The organism is Lutibacter agarilyticus, assembly GCF_900188235.1.
Classification (GTDB): Bacteria; Bacteroidota; Bacteroidia; order Flavobacteriales; family Flavobacteriaceae; genus Lutibacter; species Lutibacter agarilyticus.
Map to the genome: position 1 here is coordinate 119904 of NZ_FZNT01000008.1, position 18664 is coordinate 138567.

The following is an 18664-nucleotide window of genomic DNA, read 5'->3' on the forward strand; positions in this document are numbered from 1 at the left end:
TTATGAAAAAAGTATTAGTAACAGGAGGATTAGGTTTTATTGGTTCTCACACCGTAGTTGAATTACAAAACGAAGGATTTGAAGTTTACATTATTGATAACTTATCAAATTCTAAAATTGAAGTATTAGACAAAATTACATCAATCACAGGAGTTAAACCTTCTTTTTTCAATATTGATTTAAGAGATAAAGCTGCTGTAAAAGATTTTTTTGCAAACAATAAAGTTGACGGAACAATTCATTTTGCTGCTTATAAAGCTGTGGGTGAAAGTGTTCAAATACCTTTAGAATATTACGAAAATAACATTGGAAGTTTAGTGTACATTTTACAAGAAATGAAGGCTAACAACCTAAATAATTTCATTTTTAGTTCTTCTTGTACGGTTTACGGTCAGGCTGATGAATTGCCTATTACTGAAAATGCACCAGTTAAACCAGCGGAATCTCCTTACGGAAACACCAAACAAATTGGCGAAGAAATTATTAAAGATGCTACAAAAATTTCAGAATTAAAAGCAATTGCGTTGCGTTATTTCAACCCAATTGGTTCACATGAATCAGCAAAAATTGGTGAATTACCAATTGGAGTTCCTCAAAACTTAATTCCGTATGTAGTTCAAACTGCAGCTGGTTTACGCGATGAGTTATCTGTGTTTGGAAGTGATTATAACACACCTGACGGAACTGCAGTGCGTGATTATATTCATGTAGTAGATATTGCAAAAGCACATATTGTTGCCTTAAAAAGATTAATTGAAGACAATAATAAATCTCAATTTGAAGTATTTAATTTGGGAACTGGTCAAGGAAATTCAGTTTTAGAAGTTATTAAATCTTTTGAAAAAGTTACTGGAAAAAAAGTGAATTTTAAATTGGTTGCTCGAAGAGAAGGTGATGTTACCGCTGCTTATGCTGACACCAATTATGCAAACAACGAATTAGGTTGGAAAACTGAATTATCATTAGATGAAGCTTTACTTTCGGCTTGGAAATGGCAAGAAACTTTATAAAGTTTAATTGTTAACTTAGTTAATAACAACAAACTACTAAAAGCCTAATAAGTGTATTAAACTTATTGGGCTTTTTATTGAAAATTGGTCAAAAACCAAAAAATTCGTTAAAAAATATTTTCATACCTATAATTTTCCTAAGTTTGCAGTCTAAAATTTAGGAGGAAGAATTTGACTGATTGCAACCTCATTAAAAAATGCTAAAGCAGTATTCATTACTTCTTTTAGCGACCGCTGTAATCAACTTTTCTTTCAATTATTTATAATTAAAATATAAAAAGATATGTCATATTTATTTACATCTGAATCTGTTTCAGAAGGACATCCAGACAAAGTAGCTGATCAAATTTCAGACGCTTTAGTTGATAATTTTTTAGCCTTTGACGAAAACTCAAAAGTAGCATGTGAAACTTTAGTAACTACTGGGCAAGTTGTTTTAGCTGGTGAAGTAAAATCTAAAACCTATTTAGACGTTCAAAAAATTGCAAGAGACGTTATTAATAAAATTGGTTATACAAAAGGTGAATATATGTTTGATGGAAACTCTTGTGGAGTTTTATCTGCAATTCACGAACAATCTCAAGACATTAATCAAGGTGTAGACCGTGAATCTAAGGAGCAGCAAGGTGCTGGTGACCAAGGAATGATGTTTGGCTATGCAACAAATGAAACTGAAAACTTTATGCCTTTGGCTTTAGATTTAAGTCATTTAATTTTAGTTGAATTAGCTGAGTTACGTAGAGAAAATAAAGACATTACTTATTTACGTCCAGATTCTAAAAGTCAGGTTACTATTGAATATACCGATGATAATGTTCCTTTCAGAATAAAAGATATTGTTGTTTCAACACAGCATGATGATTTTATGGAAAATGATGAGGAAATGTTAGCTAAAATAAAAAGCGACATTATTTCAATTTTAATTCCAAGAGTTATTGCTAAAGTTCCTACGGAAATTAAAGCCTTATTCAACGATCATATTGTGTATCACGTAAATCCAACTGGTAAATTTGTTATTGGTGGGCCACACGGAGATACAGGTTTAACAGGAAGAAAAATTATAGTTGATACTTACGGTGGAAAAGGAGCGCACGGTGGTGGTGCTTTTTCTGGAAAAGATCCAAGTAAGGTTGACAGAAGTGCTGCGTATGCAACACGTCATATTGCAAAAAATTTAGTAGCTGCTGGTGTTGCCGATGAAATTTTAATTCAGGTTTCTTACGCTATTGGTGTGGTTGAACCAATGGGGATTTATGTAAACACAAATGGATCTGCCAATGTTGATTTAGCCGATGGTGAAATTGCTGAAATTGTTTCAACAATCTTTGATATGAGACCAGCATCAATTGAAAGTCGTTTAAAATTACGCCAACCAATGTATGCTGAAACCGCTGCTTACGGACATATGGGACGTAAAAACGAAACTGTAAATAAATCATTTAAAAACGTAGATGGAACTGAAATTTCTGTTGATGTAGAATTATTTACTTGGGAAAAATTAGATTACTTAGATAAAGTGAAAGAAGCTTTTAACTTGTAATTAGCTTTATAAATTATATAAAAAGAGGCTGTGTAAAAAGTAAGCTTTTCGTCAACCTGAATTTATTTCAGGTTCTCATAAAGGTTAATGATCAATATGATGAGATTCTGAAATAAATTCAGAATGACGGGTTTTGATACTTTTTATACAGCCTTTTTCAAATTCAACACCCTTCAACCTAAATATTATATTTTACCGAAAACAGCCACAATCTTGGTTGAATATAATACAAAGAAGTTGAGTTACTATCTGAAAGTTCATTATAACTATCTGTATTTATTGATTGATTGTCTGTAATGTTATTAGCCGACAATTTAAATTCCCACTTACTATTTTGCTTCTGAAAATACAAATTAGCATTTAAAAATGAATACTCGTTTTTGTAGGTCTGCTCTTCATTTTTATAATTGTAATAACTATAGTCTGCAGTTAAAATAAAACTCTTTAAAAAGGCTATTTCCATATTAGCAAAAGGCCTATTTGTGGTACTACCCGTTTCAGCATATTTAGCAAACGATAAATTATAACCTACTTCAAAATTAGGGGCATTCTTAAACTTTGTTGCCACACTTGCTTGGTAACTGTGTGAGAAATTTTTAGATTTCACCCATTCATTATTTACAATATTGTTGAATATTGAATTGTTAAAATTGGCTCTAAAATTAGTTTTTAACTTGCTGTAGGTTTTTCCGTATCTAAAATTACCCGCTAAAGTTTCATCAGCAAATGCTGAATTTATAGGAAACGAAACTCTATCAACACCAATTTGCTCAGTGCTATTTTTAATACCATTCACCTTTTTTGTATAAGTTAATGATGCATTTATATTGGTAAAAGAAAACATACTAAAACTAAAATAGCTTAATGAATAGCGGTGATTTAAAGAGTTTTCTAAATCTCTATTACCTCTACTCATAGACCTATAATTACTATACATATACCCTTCTGCTGCTTTATTTATATCTGAAAACTGAGATGTAATTGAATAATTGAATCTTAAACTTTCTGAAGATTTAAATTGTAAACGCGCATATACATCTGGCAATACTAACGTTAAATTTTCTTTATCAACAGACCCTAATTGATCATCTTTAATAGTGTATTGATGTAAAATAACACCTGGATCAAAGGTGAAAATACCCGTAATCATTCTATAATGCGCAGCTAAAAACACGTCGGTAAAATTAAACTTCACATCATTATTTAAATTCTCCTGATCAAACTCAATACTAGAACCATTTGCTAAATTTTGAGTAATTTTTGACGTTAATTTTTGAGAACTAAGCGTTGAACCCAACGTAAAATTAATATTACTTTTAGCATTTAATAAATAGTAATAAGAAACTTGTCCGTCAAATTTACTTGTGCTTAATTTTTTATTCTGAAGTAAATCATAAACATCTACAGGCACCGTTGGCACAAATGAAAATGGTTGCGAATCGGCTACCGAATTAAATAACGGCTTATCATTTTGGTATGCATATTGCAATTCTGCAGAAAAAATATTCTTTTCATTTATATTATAATATACATTGAAATTTTGATTGATGGATGCCGGTTTTTCTTCCTTATAAGTATCTGCACTTCTTTGAGTTGAAGTCACATCGTTCATTTCAGATTGTTCTGAAATTTTACCAAAAATATCATAATCTATATGCAAATTATCATTTGGTTTATAGGTTGTACTAAATTTCACCATGGCTAATTGACTTTCTTGTACAGATGATGATTCACTTTCATCAACCAAACCTGTTTCATTGTAAACCGTTTGTGCTTGGGTAAACATTTGTGTTTCTGAATTGTTTACAATAGCAAAACCATTTAAATCTAAACCTTCTTTAGGCGCAACACTAAAGTTTAAGGCTCCAAAATTAGACGTAATTTCTACCGCTCTATTGTTTTGAGCTGTTAAAAAACCCAACCCATCAGATTGCACATTAAAACTAGTTCCGTTGCCACTTAAAGCACTACGTAAACCACCAGTAAACCTAAAATAATCACGGCGCGTAAAAGGCGCTTCACCAATATTATTAAAATCAGCCAATAGGTTTACACTTTTATCTGGACTGTAATAAAACAACTTTGGTTTTGCCAAATATTTAGTGTTATCATCACTAGCACCTGCACCTGCGTTTACTTCTCCAAACCAAAATTTATCTTTTCCTTTTTTTAACTTTATATTAATAGCAATATTATCTTCATTATTGGTAACACCACGCATTCCTGCAACCTCATTATAATTTCTTAAAACTTGTACTTTATCAACCGCATTTGCAGGGATATTTTGAGTCGCCAATTTTGAATCTCCATCAAAAAACTCCTTTCCTTCAACCAAAACTCTGTTAACTTTTTTTCCTTCAACCTCTATTTCACCATTATCATCAATATCAACACCGGGTAATTTTTCTAACACATCTTCTAATTTTTTTTCAGTTCCATTGGTAAAGGAATCGGTATTGTATGAAATAGTATCTCCTGAAATTTTAACAGGCATTTCGTAAGTAATTTCAACCTCAGACAAAGATTCGTTAGATTCTTTTAAAACAATATTTTTAATCAAATCTTCGGAAGAACTTCCTATGGAAATATCAATACTTTGTGCATCAAAACCTAAATAGCTTGTTCTTAAAGTATATGCTTGCTCTTCTTCTAAACTTAGCTTATAATGTCCTTTAGAATCGGTAATTGAGTACGACTGTAAAAATTTTGTTCCCTTTTTAAAAGCAATTACATTGGCCATTTCTAAAGGGTTACCTAAAGAGTCTTTTACAGTCCCTTCTACTTTAATAGTATGCTGAGCAAACGCTAAAACAGGAATAATCACAATCAAAAAAAGTATTATAAAATTTTTCATTTCAACTAATTATTAATGCTATTTATTCAAAATTTACCCTCTTACTCTCATGTGACCTCCGCCACCACTTTTTTGACGTTCATTTTGAAAGCGCTCTCTCATTTCTTCAGTTTTCTCCTTTACAATTTTATCATATTCTGCTTGTGTTACTACCTTCCCTTTAGAAGGTTCTGAAATGGTTGCTTTCTCTTTAGGATTCATTACAATTTTTGTACATAATATTTTTGTATCACCCGCATCAATTTCTAAAATTAAACCTGGTAATCCCCAATAATCACCAGGGCCATTACTCACCGGAATATCCATAGTGTACCAAGCAGTAACAATTATAACCTCCATTACATTTTCTAACTCTTTTGCTTTCTTTTCTTCCGCTTCTCTTTCTTCTGGAGACCTTCTACCAAATTTTATTTCAGGTTTAGCCTGTCTTTCAATAGTAGTTGTAGCTTTAAAACATAAATAATTCCCAATCATTTTTGTTTCCTGCTCCATTTTCCAATCATAAGCAACCAAGTCATCTTTCACTAAAAAGTTTTTCCCGCTAAACTCATTTTCTTTGGTTGATTTTTTTGTTTGAATGTTCTTATAATAATCTCCAGAAGCTCCACCTCCAAACATCATCATTCGCATTCCTCCTCGCCCACCACCAGGACCACCAGCTTGTTGTAATTGTTCTTCTTGCTTGTATATAGAAGCTGTTTTATCAAAGGTAAATTCGTAGGTTCTTTCTAAATTATTTTTCATGCGCTCCTTTACCATTTTAATACGATCGGCTGGCATTCCAGAACCAGAAAGATCAATATCCAAGGTTGTTTTAGAGAAGTAGATTGCCTTTCCTTGAAAATCTTGGGCACTGAGTGTAACAGTACATAAGAGTAAAATAGCTGTAGTACTTTTTAAAAGGTAGTTTTTCATTTTTAAGGTGTCTTTTGTTTAATTGTTAAACAAATATAGAAAGTCTTTGTATAAATAGCCGTTAATAAGTGTTAACGACTGTTAAGCGTTTGGGATTATACAATTTATGTACTTAACTTTGAACTTATGAACAAGCAAAATTATAAATGGGTTGTTTATTTTATTGGAATAACCATTGCAACAACCATTGCTGTACAAGTATATTGGAACTTTAAAGAATACCGAATTAACAAGCAGCACCTTATAAGTAAAGTGCAGTTAAGCTTAGATAACTCTGTAGAAGCTTATTTTGCTAATTTAACCAAATCTGGTATTATTACATATAATTCAAAAAATGCTAAAAGTAAAACTGACACTATAATTGTAAGTACAACTTCTAGACATCATTTTAGAAGAAAAATTGATAGTACTCTTCAAAATTTGGCAAAAAATGATAGCTTAGGAAAACCCATAATTATTAAAAATTTCAGAAATGAATCGTATCCTTTTTTTACACCTAATGACGATTTCCCAAAACATTTAGATAGTTTAATTTCAAAAGTAGTCGTTTCAATTTCTCGTGACACTTTAGATTTGGTAAAGCTAAACTCCTATTTAGAAAAAGAATTTGAACGAAACAATATTGATGTAACCTATGGGTTGAAATTTAATTACGGCTACCGAACTATTAACGATAGTATTGTAAAAAAAACCAAACAGTTTAACCTAGCCAACATTCCAAAAAAGCACTTAACAGCAACCTCTAAATCTACTTTTTTACACAGAAATAAGTTAGAATTATATTTTACCAACGAAACAATAGCACTTTTAAAAGCTTCTTTAGTTAGCGTTTTATTATCATTATTGCTTTCAATAAGTATTATTGCAAGTTTGGTTTATTTACTAAAAACAATTTATAAACAAAAACAATTAGCTGAAGTTAAAAACGATTTAATAAATAATATTACCCACGAATTAAAAACACCAATTGCAACCATTTCAACAGTGCTAGAAGCGCTCAAAAGCTTTAATGCTTTAGACGATAAAGAAAAGTCTGAAAAATACCTTTCAATGGCTAATTTACAGTTAATGAAATTGAACGAAATGGTAGAAAAAATACTAGAGACTGCGACCATAAATCAAGAAAACTTAGCGATTACAAAGCTTCCTTCTGATATTGGTGAATTACTGGAACAAGTAATTGATAAGTTTAAATTAATTGCAGCTGACAAAACCATTAGCCTTAAAAACAATGTTAAAAAAACAATACTTAACTTAGATAAATTTCATTTTGAAAATGCCATTGGAAATATTATTGATAATGCCATTAAATATGGAGGTGGTGAAATCTCTGTTGAATTAACTTCAGAAAAAAATAAGCTACACATTTTAATTAAAGATAACGGAAATGGGATTCCTAAGAGCGAAAAAGAGAATATTTTTAAACAGTTTTACAGAATTCCAACAGGAAATACCCACAATGTAAAAGGCTTTGGAATTGGACTATTTTACACCAAAAGCATTATTGAAAAACACGGTGGAACTATGCAAGTAATTTACGATAAAAATAATAACACCTTATTTAAAATTACCCTACCTAATGAATAAAAAAATTAAAATATTATTGGCTGAAGATGAGCCTTCATTGGGTCAAATTATTAAAGAAAGTTTAGAAACTCGAAATTTTGAAGTACTGCTATGTGCCAATGGTGAAATAGCCTACAAAACGTATAAAACTGAAGAACCTCTTTTGCTGGTTTTAGATGTAATGATGCCAAAAAAAGATGGTTTCACACTGGCAAAAGAAATTAGAAAAGAAGATCCTGAAATTCCTATTATATTTTTAACTGCAAAATCTCAAACTGAAGATGTGGTTGAAGGTTTTAATTTAGGAGGAAATGACTATTTAAGAAAACCATTTAGTATGGAAGAGTTAATTGTTCGTATAAATGCACTTTTAAATAGAAATAAAAAAAATATTGCAGAAAATATTCAATTAGGAAATTATACGTTTAATTTAAAAAAGCAAACTTTATTAATAAATAATACTTCTGAAAATTTAACGCATAGAGAAGCCAACTTACTGTATTACTTAATTAAAAATAAAAATCAGATTTTAGAAAGATCATTCATTTTAAAAAAATTATGGGGTGATGATGATTTCTTTAATGCCAGAAGTATGGATGTGTTTATTACAAAACTTCGAAAGAAATTAAAAGAAGATAGTTCCATTCAAATAATCAACGTTCGTGGCTATGGTTATAAGCTCATTTATTAATGCGTTAATATTGTTCTGTTAAATCATAAAAAAATTAATTACTTTAGCCTTTTAATTTTCACACAATAAAGAATTATGCACGTAGCCATTGCTGGAAATATTGGAGCAGGAAAAACCACACTAACAAAACTTTTAGCGAAACATTTTAAATGGGAACCACATTATGAATCTGTGGCAGAAAACCCTTATTTAGATGATTTTTATGGTGAAATGGAACGCTGGTCGTTTAATTTACAAGTGTATTTTTTAAATAGTCGTTTTCGTCAAATTTTGGAAATTAGGGAAAGTGGTAAAAACATTATTCAAGATAGAACTATTTATGAAGACGCCCGAATATTTGCACCCAACTTACATGCAATGGGATTAATGACTAATAGAGATTATAACAATTACGATTCTTTATTTGATTTAATGGAACGCTTAGTTTCTCCTCCAGATTTACTCATTTATTTACGCGCATCTATTCCAACTTTGGTTGGGCAAATTCATAAAAGAGGACGCGATTATGAAAACTCAATTAGCATTGATTATTTAAGTCGTTTAAATGAGCGGTACGAAGCTTGGATTACAAAATACAACAAAGGAAACTTATTAATTATTGATGTAGATAATTTAGATTTTGTTGACAATCAAGAAGATTTAGGTAGTATTATTGATAAAATTGATGCTCAAATAAACGGGTTATTTTAACCCAAATATAAGTCATAAAAAAAGCTCGCCAATGGCGAGCTTTTTTATTAAATAAAAAAATAATTTATTTTCTTTTTTCTACTTCTTTAATTATTTTTTCAACTTTCTTCACCTTAACATCTGCATCTTCTAAAGCATCTATTTTTGATTTCACCTCTTCTTCGGTACCTTCAAAAACTATTTCAACAACAGCTTCTTCTTCATTTTCAATAGTAGTTGTAGTAACTGTAGCTTTTACAGTTCCGTTTTCATTTTTTTCCATTTGCACAACAACCTCTTTCTTAACTACTTCAACCACAACTTCAGTTTGAGCTTTATCTCCAGCATATTTTGCTACATCAACAGTATCTAAAGCAATACTTGGCGCAATTACCAATGCTACAACAGACATTAATTTTAATAAAATATTTAAAGAAGGTCCTGAAGTATCCTTAAATGGATCTCCAACAGTATCACCAACTACTGAAGCTTTATGTGCCTCAGATCCTTTTCTTCCGTGCTCTTCAATTGTTTTTTTAGCATTATCCCAAGCTCCACCAGCATTCGACTGAAAAATAGCCATTAAAACACCACAAGTTGTTACACCTGCCAACAAACCTCCAAGCATCTGTGGGCCACCAATAAATCCAACTAAAACAGGCACTATTAAAGCTAATAAACCAGGTAAAACCATTTCTCTAATAGAAGCCTCCGTAGAAATCTCTACACATTTTTCATATTCAACATATCCATCTGCTCCATCAAAAATAGCACGTTCTTCTTTTGAAAATTTTGTTGTATCTGAATCATGCTTTCTCATTACCTCTAAAGCGGCATGTAATTGCGGTATTTCTCTAAATTGACGACGAACCTCTTCAATCATAGTCATTGCTGCACGTCCAACAGCTTTCATAGCCAAAGCTGAAAACACAAAAGGTAACATTCCACCAACTAATAGACCCGCCATAATATCAGGCCTAGACACATCAATTGATGTTACGTTTGCAGTTTCCATAAAGGCGGCAAATAAAGCCAATGCAGTTAATGCTGCAGAAGCAATTGCAAACCCTTTACCAATTGCAGCAGTTGTATTTCCAACAGCATCTAATTCATCAGTACGTTTACGTACTTCTTTCGGCAATTCAGCCATTTCAGCAATTCCACCTGCATTATCAGAAATTGGTCCATAAGCATCTACTGCTAATTGAATTCCTGTATTTGCTAACATTCCTACAGCTGCTATTGCAATACCGTATAAACCTGCAAAATAGTGAGAGAACATGATTGCTCCAGCAATAAATAATATTGGAAACATTGTAGACATCATTCCTACACCTAAACCTGCAATAATATTAGTTGCAGCACCAGTTTCAGATTGTTTAACAATAGAAGCTACTGGAATGGTTCCAGTTCCTGTATAAAATTCTGTTACTTTACCAACACCAAAACCAGCGACTAAACCTGCCAGTGTAGCATAAAACACACCCATTGCATTATATTGCACTCCATCTATTACCCATTCAGCTGGTAATAAACCAGACTTTACAATAATGAAAAATGAAGCAATAACCATTAAGATTCCTGATCCAAATTCACCAAAATTCAAAGCCTTATGCGGGTTACCACCTTCTTTAACTCTCACAAAAAATGTACCTACAATTGATAATACAATTCCTACAGCTGCTAAAACCAATGGTAAATAAACCGCTCCTAAACCTCCAAAATCAGGAGTTATAATTAGAGCTCCTAAAACCATTGTACCTATAATAGAACCTACATACGATTCAAATAGATCGGCTCCCATACCTGCCACATCACCTACATTATCACCTACATTATCTGCAATAGTTGCTGGGTTTAATGGGTGATCTTCAGGAATACCTGCTTCAACCTTACCAACTAAATCAGCTCCAACATCGGCTGCTTTGGTATAAATACCACCACCAACACGTGCAAATAAAGCTATTGATGAAGCTCCTAATGAAAAACCTGAAAGTACATTTAATACCATTGGTATATTTTCAGTTCCAGGCCACATCAATTGATATAAGATAAATAAAGAACTTAATCCCAGTACTCCAAGACCAACAACTCCTAGCCCCATTACAGATCCACCTGCGAAAGCAACTTCTAAGGCTTTTCCTAAAGAAGTTCTTGCTGCTTGAGTAGTTCTAACATTTGCTTTAGTAGCTGCTTTCATTCCAATAAATCCAGCTAAAGCTGAACAAATAGCACCTACAATAAATGAAACTGCTATCATTCCGTTAGAATCAACATCATAAGTTCCTTTAAAGTATAATAAAATTGCAACTCCTAATACAAATATTAATAATATTTTGTATTCAGCTTTTAAAAACGACATGGCCCCATCGGCAATGTGTTTTGCAATTTTAGTCATTTTTTCATTTCCGCTATCTTGTTTTGACACCCAAGCGTTTTTCACAATTACAAACGCAAGCGCTAGTACCCCAAACAGGGGTAAATAATTCACAATAATCTCCATTTTAAATTTATTATTTAATTAATTAATATTTGGTCTCGCGAATTTAGTAAAATAAGATAAATAAAAAGACCACCTAATAAATTAATATAAGGTGGTCTTTTTATTTGGAATCAATATAACTAACTATATGGTAAAAGTTCTTTTCTTTTTGTGTTCACTATTTTCATAGCGTGCAACACATTCATGGTATATTTTTACTGCAGCTTCAGCATTTCCCCAACCGCCAGTATCTACTTTTTTCTTCTCTAAATCTTTATAAACTTGAAAAAAGTGCTCTATTTCCATTAATCTATGTGGGTTTAAATCTGAAATATCAGCCCTTTGGCTCCAAATTGGATCTGAAACAGGAACACAAATAATTTTTTCATCAGGTCCTTTTTCATCGGTCATATAAAAAACTCCGATAGGTCTAACCTCCATTACCACCATTGGGTAAGTAGGTTGATGACCTAATACTAATACATCTAGTGGATCTTGGTCTAAAGCCAATGTTTCAGGAATAAACCCATAATCTCCAGGATACATCATAGATGAAAATAACATTCTATCGAATCTAATTTTATGTAAAGTAAAATCATATTCATATTTATTTCTACTACCTTTTGGTATCTCAATTAATACATCAAAAGTTATAGGTTTCTTTGCTTTAGCGCTCATTTTTTTAGTTTTTTTAATTTTTTCAAAAATACAAAATTCAAAACGGAATAGCTAAAATGACACCTAAATTTTAGAAATGGATTCCTACAGCTGCCTTTATCACAAAATTATTTGTTTCAGGAATATTTCGGTAACTACCTCTCCAACTGAAATCTATACGAAGTACTTTAAAAATATTACCAACACCAACACTGTATTCAAAATAACCTTTTTCTGGAGCTACATACGTTATATTAGAAGCATTTAAAGCAATATTTTCATCTGATATTGAGCCCCAAACAGCTTTTACTCCAACTAATTCTCGCCAATTTAATTTTCTAAGAAAAGGAACTCTTGAGAAAAACCGTCCGTTAAAATTATGATCTATATGTATTGATGCGTAGGTATCTGTAATAAATTCATAATAATTTAATAATGAATAGGTGTTTTCAATGGTAAAATACGATTGGTTACCAGGCACAACACTTAACAACCCTAACGGGACTTCACCAAAAGTTTTCCCAACTTCAAAAGTGGTAAACATTCTTCCAAATCCGCCTATTAATATTGGTTGACGATAATATGCTTGTATTTTTTGATAATCAAAATCACTGTCAAACACGCCTTTGATTCCTTGAGAAAAACTAAAAAACAAGGTTGAATACACACTTGAAACTTCGTTCCTTTCAACACCCCAACCTATTGTTTTTCTATTTGGGGTATACTTTACAGAGAAATCAACTTCTGATTGTACAGTTTTATAGTTCTTTATTCCATTATCTTTATCAACCCACCAATCTAAATTAAAAGTTGAAGGTGATGCAGATTTTAAGGTTCTATAAGAAGCACCTACCCTAAACTCAAGATTTTTTTTAGGCTCAATAGAGAGGTATAAATTACTTAGATTTATTGAAGTTAATTTACTGTTATCTCCACTTGAGAAAAATGCCGAAGAAGCAAAACTTCTACCTAATATATCGTTAGTTGTTGTTAAACTTACTCCTATTTGTTCCACATCTCGCCTATTTCCACCACCAATAATAAACCTACTTTTAGGATTTAGCATCCATTTTCCTTGGGCGCCGTATTTAAACTGATCATCTCTAAAACCATAGGCTAAATAGGTTTGCAACCTCCACTTATCATTCGGTCCAAAATAGGTTCTTCCACCTATTCTTAAACGAATTCCCTCAACATCATTTGTTCCTATTGATGAAAAAATAGGTCCATAATCAAAATTATTTAACTCTATATATCCTGAGCCTAAAATAGACATCAAATCATACATTCGTTTAAATTTAGGAACCGTTTTTAGGGTATCAATCATTTTATAAATACCCAACTCATTTTCACTTAATTTTTCTTGCCTGCTTTTATTCCAAAAGTCTGCTCCTTTATTGTAAATTTCTTCATTAAAAGCATCTATTTTAACATTGTAAAATTTATCTGTTTTTTGTTCATTAAAAACATAATCTTTATACATTGTTGTTCGCTTTCCATAAATACCTTTAGCTTTGTCTTTTTTCTTCAAACTAAAATCAGACATCATATAATCCTTTTTCAATAAGAAAATAGAATCATTCAACACATTAAACTCTTGCTCTATATAAATATCTTTTATCCAGTTAATATTGGCGCTTTTAGTAGCCTGCATATTAATTTCTTTCACTGCAAAAGTGGTGTCATTTACCCAAAAATCACCTTTAAAAGTAAGTTCACTTTTTCGGCGCGGATAATACAATATATTATAACACCATTTATTATCAATATACGCACTATCGGTTAACACGTAATTGTATGATGATACTCCTGCTTTTGAAACAGGACTTACAAAACTTTTGTCGAAAATTTTAATGTAGTTACTATAAATATCATACTCTACGTATAAATCTTTGATAAAAGCAATTACGTTTTGATTACTACTAAAACCTGAATTTTTGTTAGCTTCAATATCTTCTCTAACTTTATTTTTAGTATTATCTCCGTAGGTTTTATAAACTGATTCATTGATAAAAATTGGTAAAAAAGCTTTTCCGGTAACCCTTGAAGTATCAATTCCTTCAAAAATAAATTCAATATTATTGAACAACTTACTTTCAATTAAAGTGCTATCAACATTATTGATATCAAACTCTAATTTTTCATATTTTTCATATTGATATTGATCAAATAAGTAAATACCATTCTGACGTTTTTTTTCCCAAACCTTTTTTAAAATTGCAATGGCTGGATTTCCTTTTTTCTTAATTTTTCCGCTATAAATAAAAACCTCATTTAGCTGTGAAGCAGCTTCTTTTAAGGTAATTACTATATTAAAATCTCGACTTTTTATTGGAATAATTTTGGTATCAAAACCTAAAAATGAAACTTCTATTTCTGAAAATGTAGTATCTGATTCCAAATAAAATTTTCCATTTTCATTTGAAACAGTCCCAGTATTAGAGCCTACAAATAAGATATTTGCAAAAGGAATAGTATTGTTTTGTTCATCTTTTACTGTTCCGCTAATTTTTACTTGCGAAAACGAGACTGAAAAAATCAGTAAAAACAATATGTTTAAAACAATATATTTTTTCATAATATAGAAAAATTCCTTTCAAGACAAACTCAAAAGGAATTTATAACGCAAATTTAGCTTAAATTATTTTATGTACATTACATCTTTAACAGCCTTAACAACATCGTTAAAGTTAGGTAACCATTCTTCAAGTAATACTGGAGAATATGGCGCTGGTGTATCAGCAGTAGTAATTCTTCTAATTGGAGCGTCCAAATGGTCAAATATATTTTCTTGAACTTGGAATGTAATTTCAGAAGAAATACTAGCAAATGGCCAAGCTTCTTCTAAAATAACCAATCTGTTAGTTTTTTTAACTGAAGTAAAAATAGCTTCCCAATCCATTGGTCTAACCGTTCTCATATCTAAAATTTCACAAGAGATCCCTTCTTTTTCTAAAACATCAGCAGCTTTATAAGCTTCTTTAATAATTTTACCAAAAGAAACTATGGTAACATCAGTACCTTCTCTTTTTATATCAGCAACTCCAATAGGAATCAAATATTCACCTTCTGGAACTTCCATTTTATCACCATACATTTGTTCAGATTCCATAAAAATTACTGGATCATCATCTCTAATTGCTGCTTTTAATAATCCTTTTGCATCGTATGGGTTTGATGGGATTACTACTTTTAAACCTGGTGTATTTGCAAACCAGTTTTCAAATGCTTGTGAATGCGTAGCTCCTAATTGTCCTGCAGATCCTGTTGGGCCTCTAAAAACAATTGGACAGTTTAATTGTCCACCAGACATTTGTCTAATTTTTGCAGCATTATTTATAATTTGATCAATACCAACTAATGCAAAATTAAATGTCATAAACTCTACAATTGGTCTATTACCATTCATAGCAGACCCTACAGCAATACCTGTAAAACCTAATTCGGCAATAGGAGAATCAATAACTCTCTTTTCACCAAACTCATCTAACATTCCTTTTGAAGCTTTATAAGCACCATTATATTCAGCAACCTCTTCACCTATTAAGAAAATAGATTCATCACGGCGCATTTCTTCGCTCATTGCCTCGCAAATAGCTTCTCTAAATTGTATTGTCTTCATTTTGTGTGTTTTTTCGAAATGCAAAAATAAGCATTTCTAATTTTACTATCAAAAAAATTATGATTTATAAAATTTTACTATGCACGCATAGTACTTTTAAAAAAAAGTAGTACATTCGTAAAAATGTAATGGTTTTCCCATTAATTTTATAGTTTCAAACCAAAAATCTATTAAAATGAAAATATTAGTTTGTATAAGTCATGTGCCCGACACAACCTCAAAAATAAATTTCAAAGAAAACGATACAAAATTCGATAATAATGGCGTGCAATTTGTAATAAATCCATATGATGAATTTGCTTTAACACGTGCCATGTGGTTTAAAGAAAAACAAGGAGCAACTATTACCGCAGTTACTGTTGGAAACACCTCTACTGAACCTACTTTGCGTAAAGCACTGGCCATAGGTGCCGATGATGCTATTAGAGTAAATACGGAGGCTATTGACGGATTACAAGTTGCAAAAGAATTAGCCGAAGTTGTTAAAAATGGAAGTTATAATTTAGTGCTGGCAGGGAAAGAATCTATTGATTACAACGGAGGAATGGTTCCGGGAATGCTTGCTGCGTTAGTAGATTATAATTTTGTAAATGCTTGTATTGGATTAGAAATTGAAGGTGAAAAAGCAACTATTTCTCGTGAAATAGACGGCGGAAAAGAAATTTTATCTGCAAATTTACCTTTGGTTATTGCTGGACAAAAAGGACTCGTTGAAGAAAAGGATTTACGCATTCCAAACATGCGTGGAATTATGATGGCGCGTAAAAAACCATTAAGTATTTTAGAACCAATTTCAACTAAAACTGCCACAACAACAGCTTCTTTTGAAAAACCCGCAACTAAATCGGCTTGTAAAATAGTAAGTACCGAAAATATAGGAGAGCTTGTAGATTTATTACACAACGAAGCCAAAGTAATTTAATAATTTCTGTTGAATTGATAATAATTAAGAATTATCAGTTAAACGAATAAAAAAATAAAAAAATATGTCAGTTTTAATTTTAGCAGAAACATTAGAAGGGAAATTTAAAAAATCAACATTTGAAGCTACTTCCTACGGAAAAAAAGTTGCCGAATTATTAGGTACAACTACCGTAGTTTTAGCCATAAATGCAACAAATCCATCAGAACTATACACCTATGGTGCTGAAAAAGTTTTAAATGTTTCAAACGAAAACTTAAAAACGTTTAATGCAAAAGTGTATGCTAACATCATTCAACAAGCCGTTGAAAAAGAAAACGCACAAATTGTTATTATAGATGCAAGTGCAAACGGCTTGTATGTTGCGCCAATGGTTGCAGTAAATATAAATGCAGGATATGCAAGTAATGTAGTTGCAATTCCTAGCTCTACAACACCCTTTGTAGTAAAAAGAAAAGCTTTTTCAAGTAAAGGGTTTAACAATACTGAAATCAATACTGATGTTAAAGTGATAGGCTTGTCTAAAAACTCGTTTGGTATAATTGAAAACGAAGTTGCAGGTACTACCGAAGATTTTTCACCATCTGTAATTGAAACAACAATCGTTTCAGAAAAAATAGAACAAACAACAGGTACGGTAACAATTGCTGATGCAGACATTGTAGTTTCAGGAGGAAGAGGCTTAAAAGGTCCTGAAAACTGGGGAATGGTAGAAGAGTTAGCTCAAATATTAGGTGCAGCAACCGCTTGTTCTAAACCGGTATCAGACTTAGGGTGGAGACCTCACAGTGAGCACGTTGGACAAACCGGAAAACCCGTAGCTTCTAATTTATACATTGCCATAGGAATCTCAGGAGCCATTCAACATTTGGCTGGAATTAACTCCTCAAAAGTGAAGGTAGTTATCAATACCGACGCTGAAGCTCCTTTCTTTAAAGCGGCTGATTATGGTATTGTAGGTGATGCTTTTGAAGTTGTTCCTAAATTAATTGAAAAGTTGAAAGAATTTAAAACAAATAACATATAATTTTAGTAAATTGTGCCTCTTAAAAAAAGGCTATCTAATTAAATTGGATAATGGAATCCTTTGATTAGATAGCTTTTTTTATTAAATTTAACTTATGAGTTTAGTTCGCCTTAATATAAAAGGGATATCGTATAGTCAAACACAAAGTGGTGCTTATGCTTTAGTTTTGAATGAAGTTGATGGAAGCAGAACCTTACCAATTGTAATTGGTGCTTTTGAAGCACAATCCATTGCAATTGCGCTTGAAAAAGAAATAAAACCTCCACGCCCATTAACGCATGATTTGTTTAAAACTTTTGCCGATAGGTTTCAAATTGTAATTAAACAAGTAATCATTCATAAACTGGTTGATGGTGTTTTTTATTCAAGTTTAATTTGTGAAAGAGACAATATTGAAGAAATTATAGACACCAGAACCTCTGATGCAATTGCATTAGCCACCCGTTTTGATGCTCCTATTTTTACTTATGAAAACATTTTAGATAAAGCGGGTATTTATTTAAAAATTAAAGATGAATTTCTTCCTGAAAAAGAAAGTATTGAACTTGAAGAATTAATACAAGAACCTACTTCCAAAGAAGACTCATCTTATTCAAAAGACACTTTAAAACAGTTAAACGAAAAGTTAAACAAAGCTGTTTTAGATGAAGATTACGAAATGGCTGCAAAAATTAGAGACGAGATAAATAAACGTTCCTCCAAATAATCT

General features: G+C 31.5%; 14 protein-coding genes. 8 read left to right on the plus strand and 6 right to left on the minus strand.

Annotated features, from left to right (window positions below; genetic code table 11):
- The first annotated feature begins 2 nt into the window (after positions 1-2).
- Together galE and metK are read left to right on the plus strand one after the other, a co-directional pair.
- Positions 3-1010: a UDP-glucose 4-epimerase GalE gene (galE, locus tag CHB67_RS13425; protein WP_089382301.1), complete on the plus strand. Its 1008-nt coding sequence runs from the start codon at positions 3-5 to the stop codon at positions 1008-1010.
- Positions 1011-1293: 283 nt separating this feature from the next.
- Entirely contained in the window at positions 1294-2550 is a 1257-nt protein-coding gene (gene metK / locus CHB67_RS13430) for a methionine adenosyltransferase (RefSeq protein WP_089382302.1), read from the plus strand.
- 178 nt (positions 2551-2728) lie between these two features.
- On the opposite strand, the gene CHB67_RS13435 is transcribed toward metK, so the two are convergent.
- Positions 2729-5404: a carboxypeptidase-like regulatory domain-containing protein gene (locus CHB67_RS13435; protein ID WP_089382303.1), complete on the minus strand. Its 2676-nt coding sequence runs from the start codon at positions 5402-5404 to the stop codon at positions 2729-2731.
- A 33-nt stretch (positions 5405-5437) separates the two neighbouring features.
- Positions 5438-6319 carry a GLPGLI family protein gene (locus CHB67_RS13440; RefSeq protein WP_089382304.1) on the minus strand — a complete coding sequence of 294 codons (882 nt, stop codon included), beginning with the start codon at positions 6317-6319 and terminating at the stop codon, positions 5438-5440.
- Positions 6320-6445: 126 nt separating this feature from the next.
- Between CHB67_RS13440 and CHB67_RS13445 the strand changes: the two genes are divergently transcribed.
- The 3 genes from CHB67_RS13445 to CHB67_RS13455 all read left to right on the plus strand — a co-directional run bounded on the left by CHB67_RS13445 (position 6446) and on the right by CHB67_RS13455 (position 9266).
- Entirely contained in the window at positions 6446-7906 is a 1461-nt protein-coding gene (locus CHB67_RS13445) for a sensor histidine kinase (protein WP_089382305.1), read from the plus strand.
- The gene (locus CHB67_RS13450) at positions 7899-8576 is read left to right on the plus strand and encodes a response regulator transcription factor (protein WP_089382306.1); all 678 of its coding nucleotides are present in this window, start codon (positions 7899-7901) and stop codon (positions 8574-8576) included. The genes CHB67_RS13445 and CHB67_RS13450 overlap by 8 nt, the downstream gene beginning before the upstream one ends.
- 75 nt (positions 8577-8651) lie before the next feature.
- Entirely contained in the window at positions 8652-9266 is a 615-nt protein-coding gene (locus tag CHB67_RS13455; RefSeq protein WP_089382307.1) for a deoxynucleoside kinase, read from the plus strand.
- Between the two features lie 64 nt (positions 9267-9330).
- Here the strand turns inward: CHB67_RS13455 and CHB67_RS13460 are convergent, their stop codons facing one another.
- From CHB67_RS13460 to CHB67_RS13475, 4 genes are all read right to left on the minus strand, one after another.
- The gene (locus CHB67_RS13460; RefSeq protein ID WP_089382308.1) at positions 9331-11748 is read right to left on the minus strand and encodes a sodium-translocating pyrophosphatase; all 2418 of its coding nucleotides are present in this window, start codon (positions 11746-11748) and stop codon (positions 9331-9333) included.
- Positions 11749-11871: 123 nt separating this feature from the next.
- A complete protein-coding gene (locus CHB67_RS13465) occupies positions 11872-12405 on the minus strand; it encodes an inorganic diphosphatase (RefSeq protein WP_089382309.1) in 534 nt (177 codons plus the stop codon).
- Between the two features lie 70 nt (positions 12406-12475).
- A complete protein-coding gene (locus tag CHB67_RS13470) occupies positions 12476-14962 on the minus strand; it encodes a DUF5686 and carboxypeptidase-like regulatory domain-containing protein (protein ID WP_089382310.1) in 2487 nt (828 codons plus the stop codon).
- 63 nt (positions 14963-15025) lie between these two features.
- Entirely contained in the window at positions 15026-16030 is a 1005-nt protein-coding gene (locus CHB67_RS13475; protein ID WP_262494288.1) for a pyruvate dehydrogenase complex E1 component subunit beta, read from the minus strand.
- A gap of 151 nt (positions 16031-16181) precedes the next feature.
- On the opposite strand from CHB67_RS13475, the gene CHB67_RS13480 reads away from it, so the two are divergent.
- The 3 genes from CHB67_RS13480 (at position 16182) to CHB67_RS13490 (ending at position 18661) form a co-directional block, all read left to right on the plus strand.
- A complete protein-coding gene (locus CHB67_RS13480) occupies positions 16182-16928 on the plus strand; it encodes an electron transfer flavoprotein subunit beta/FixA family protein (RefSeq protein ID WP_089382312.1) in 747 nt (248 codons plus the stop codon).
- Positions 16929-16992: 64 nt separating this feature from the next.
- Positions 16993-17955 (plus strand): electron transfer flavoprotein subunit alpha/FixB family protein, encoded by a 963-nt coding sequence (locus CHB67_RS13485; protein WP_089382313.1) that lies wholly within the window; start codon positions 16993-16995, stop codon positions 17953-17955.
- A 94-nt stretch (positions 17956-18049) separates the two neighbouring features.
- Positions 18050-18661 carry a bifunctional nuclease family protein gene (locus tag CHB67_RS13490; RefSeq protein ID WP_089382314.1) on the plus strand — a complete coding sequence of 204 codons (612 nt, stop codon included), beginning with the start codon at positions 18050-18052 and terminating at the stop codon, positions 18659-18661.
- Positions 18662-18664: the final 3 nt, after the last annotated feature.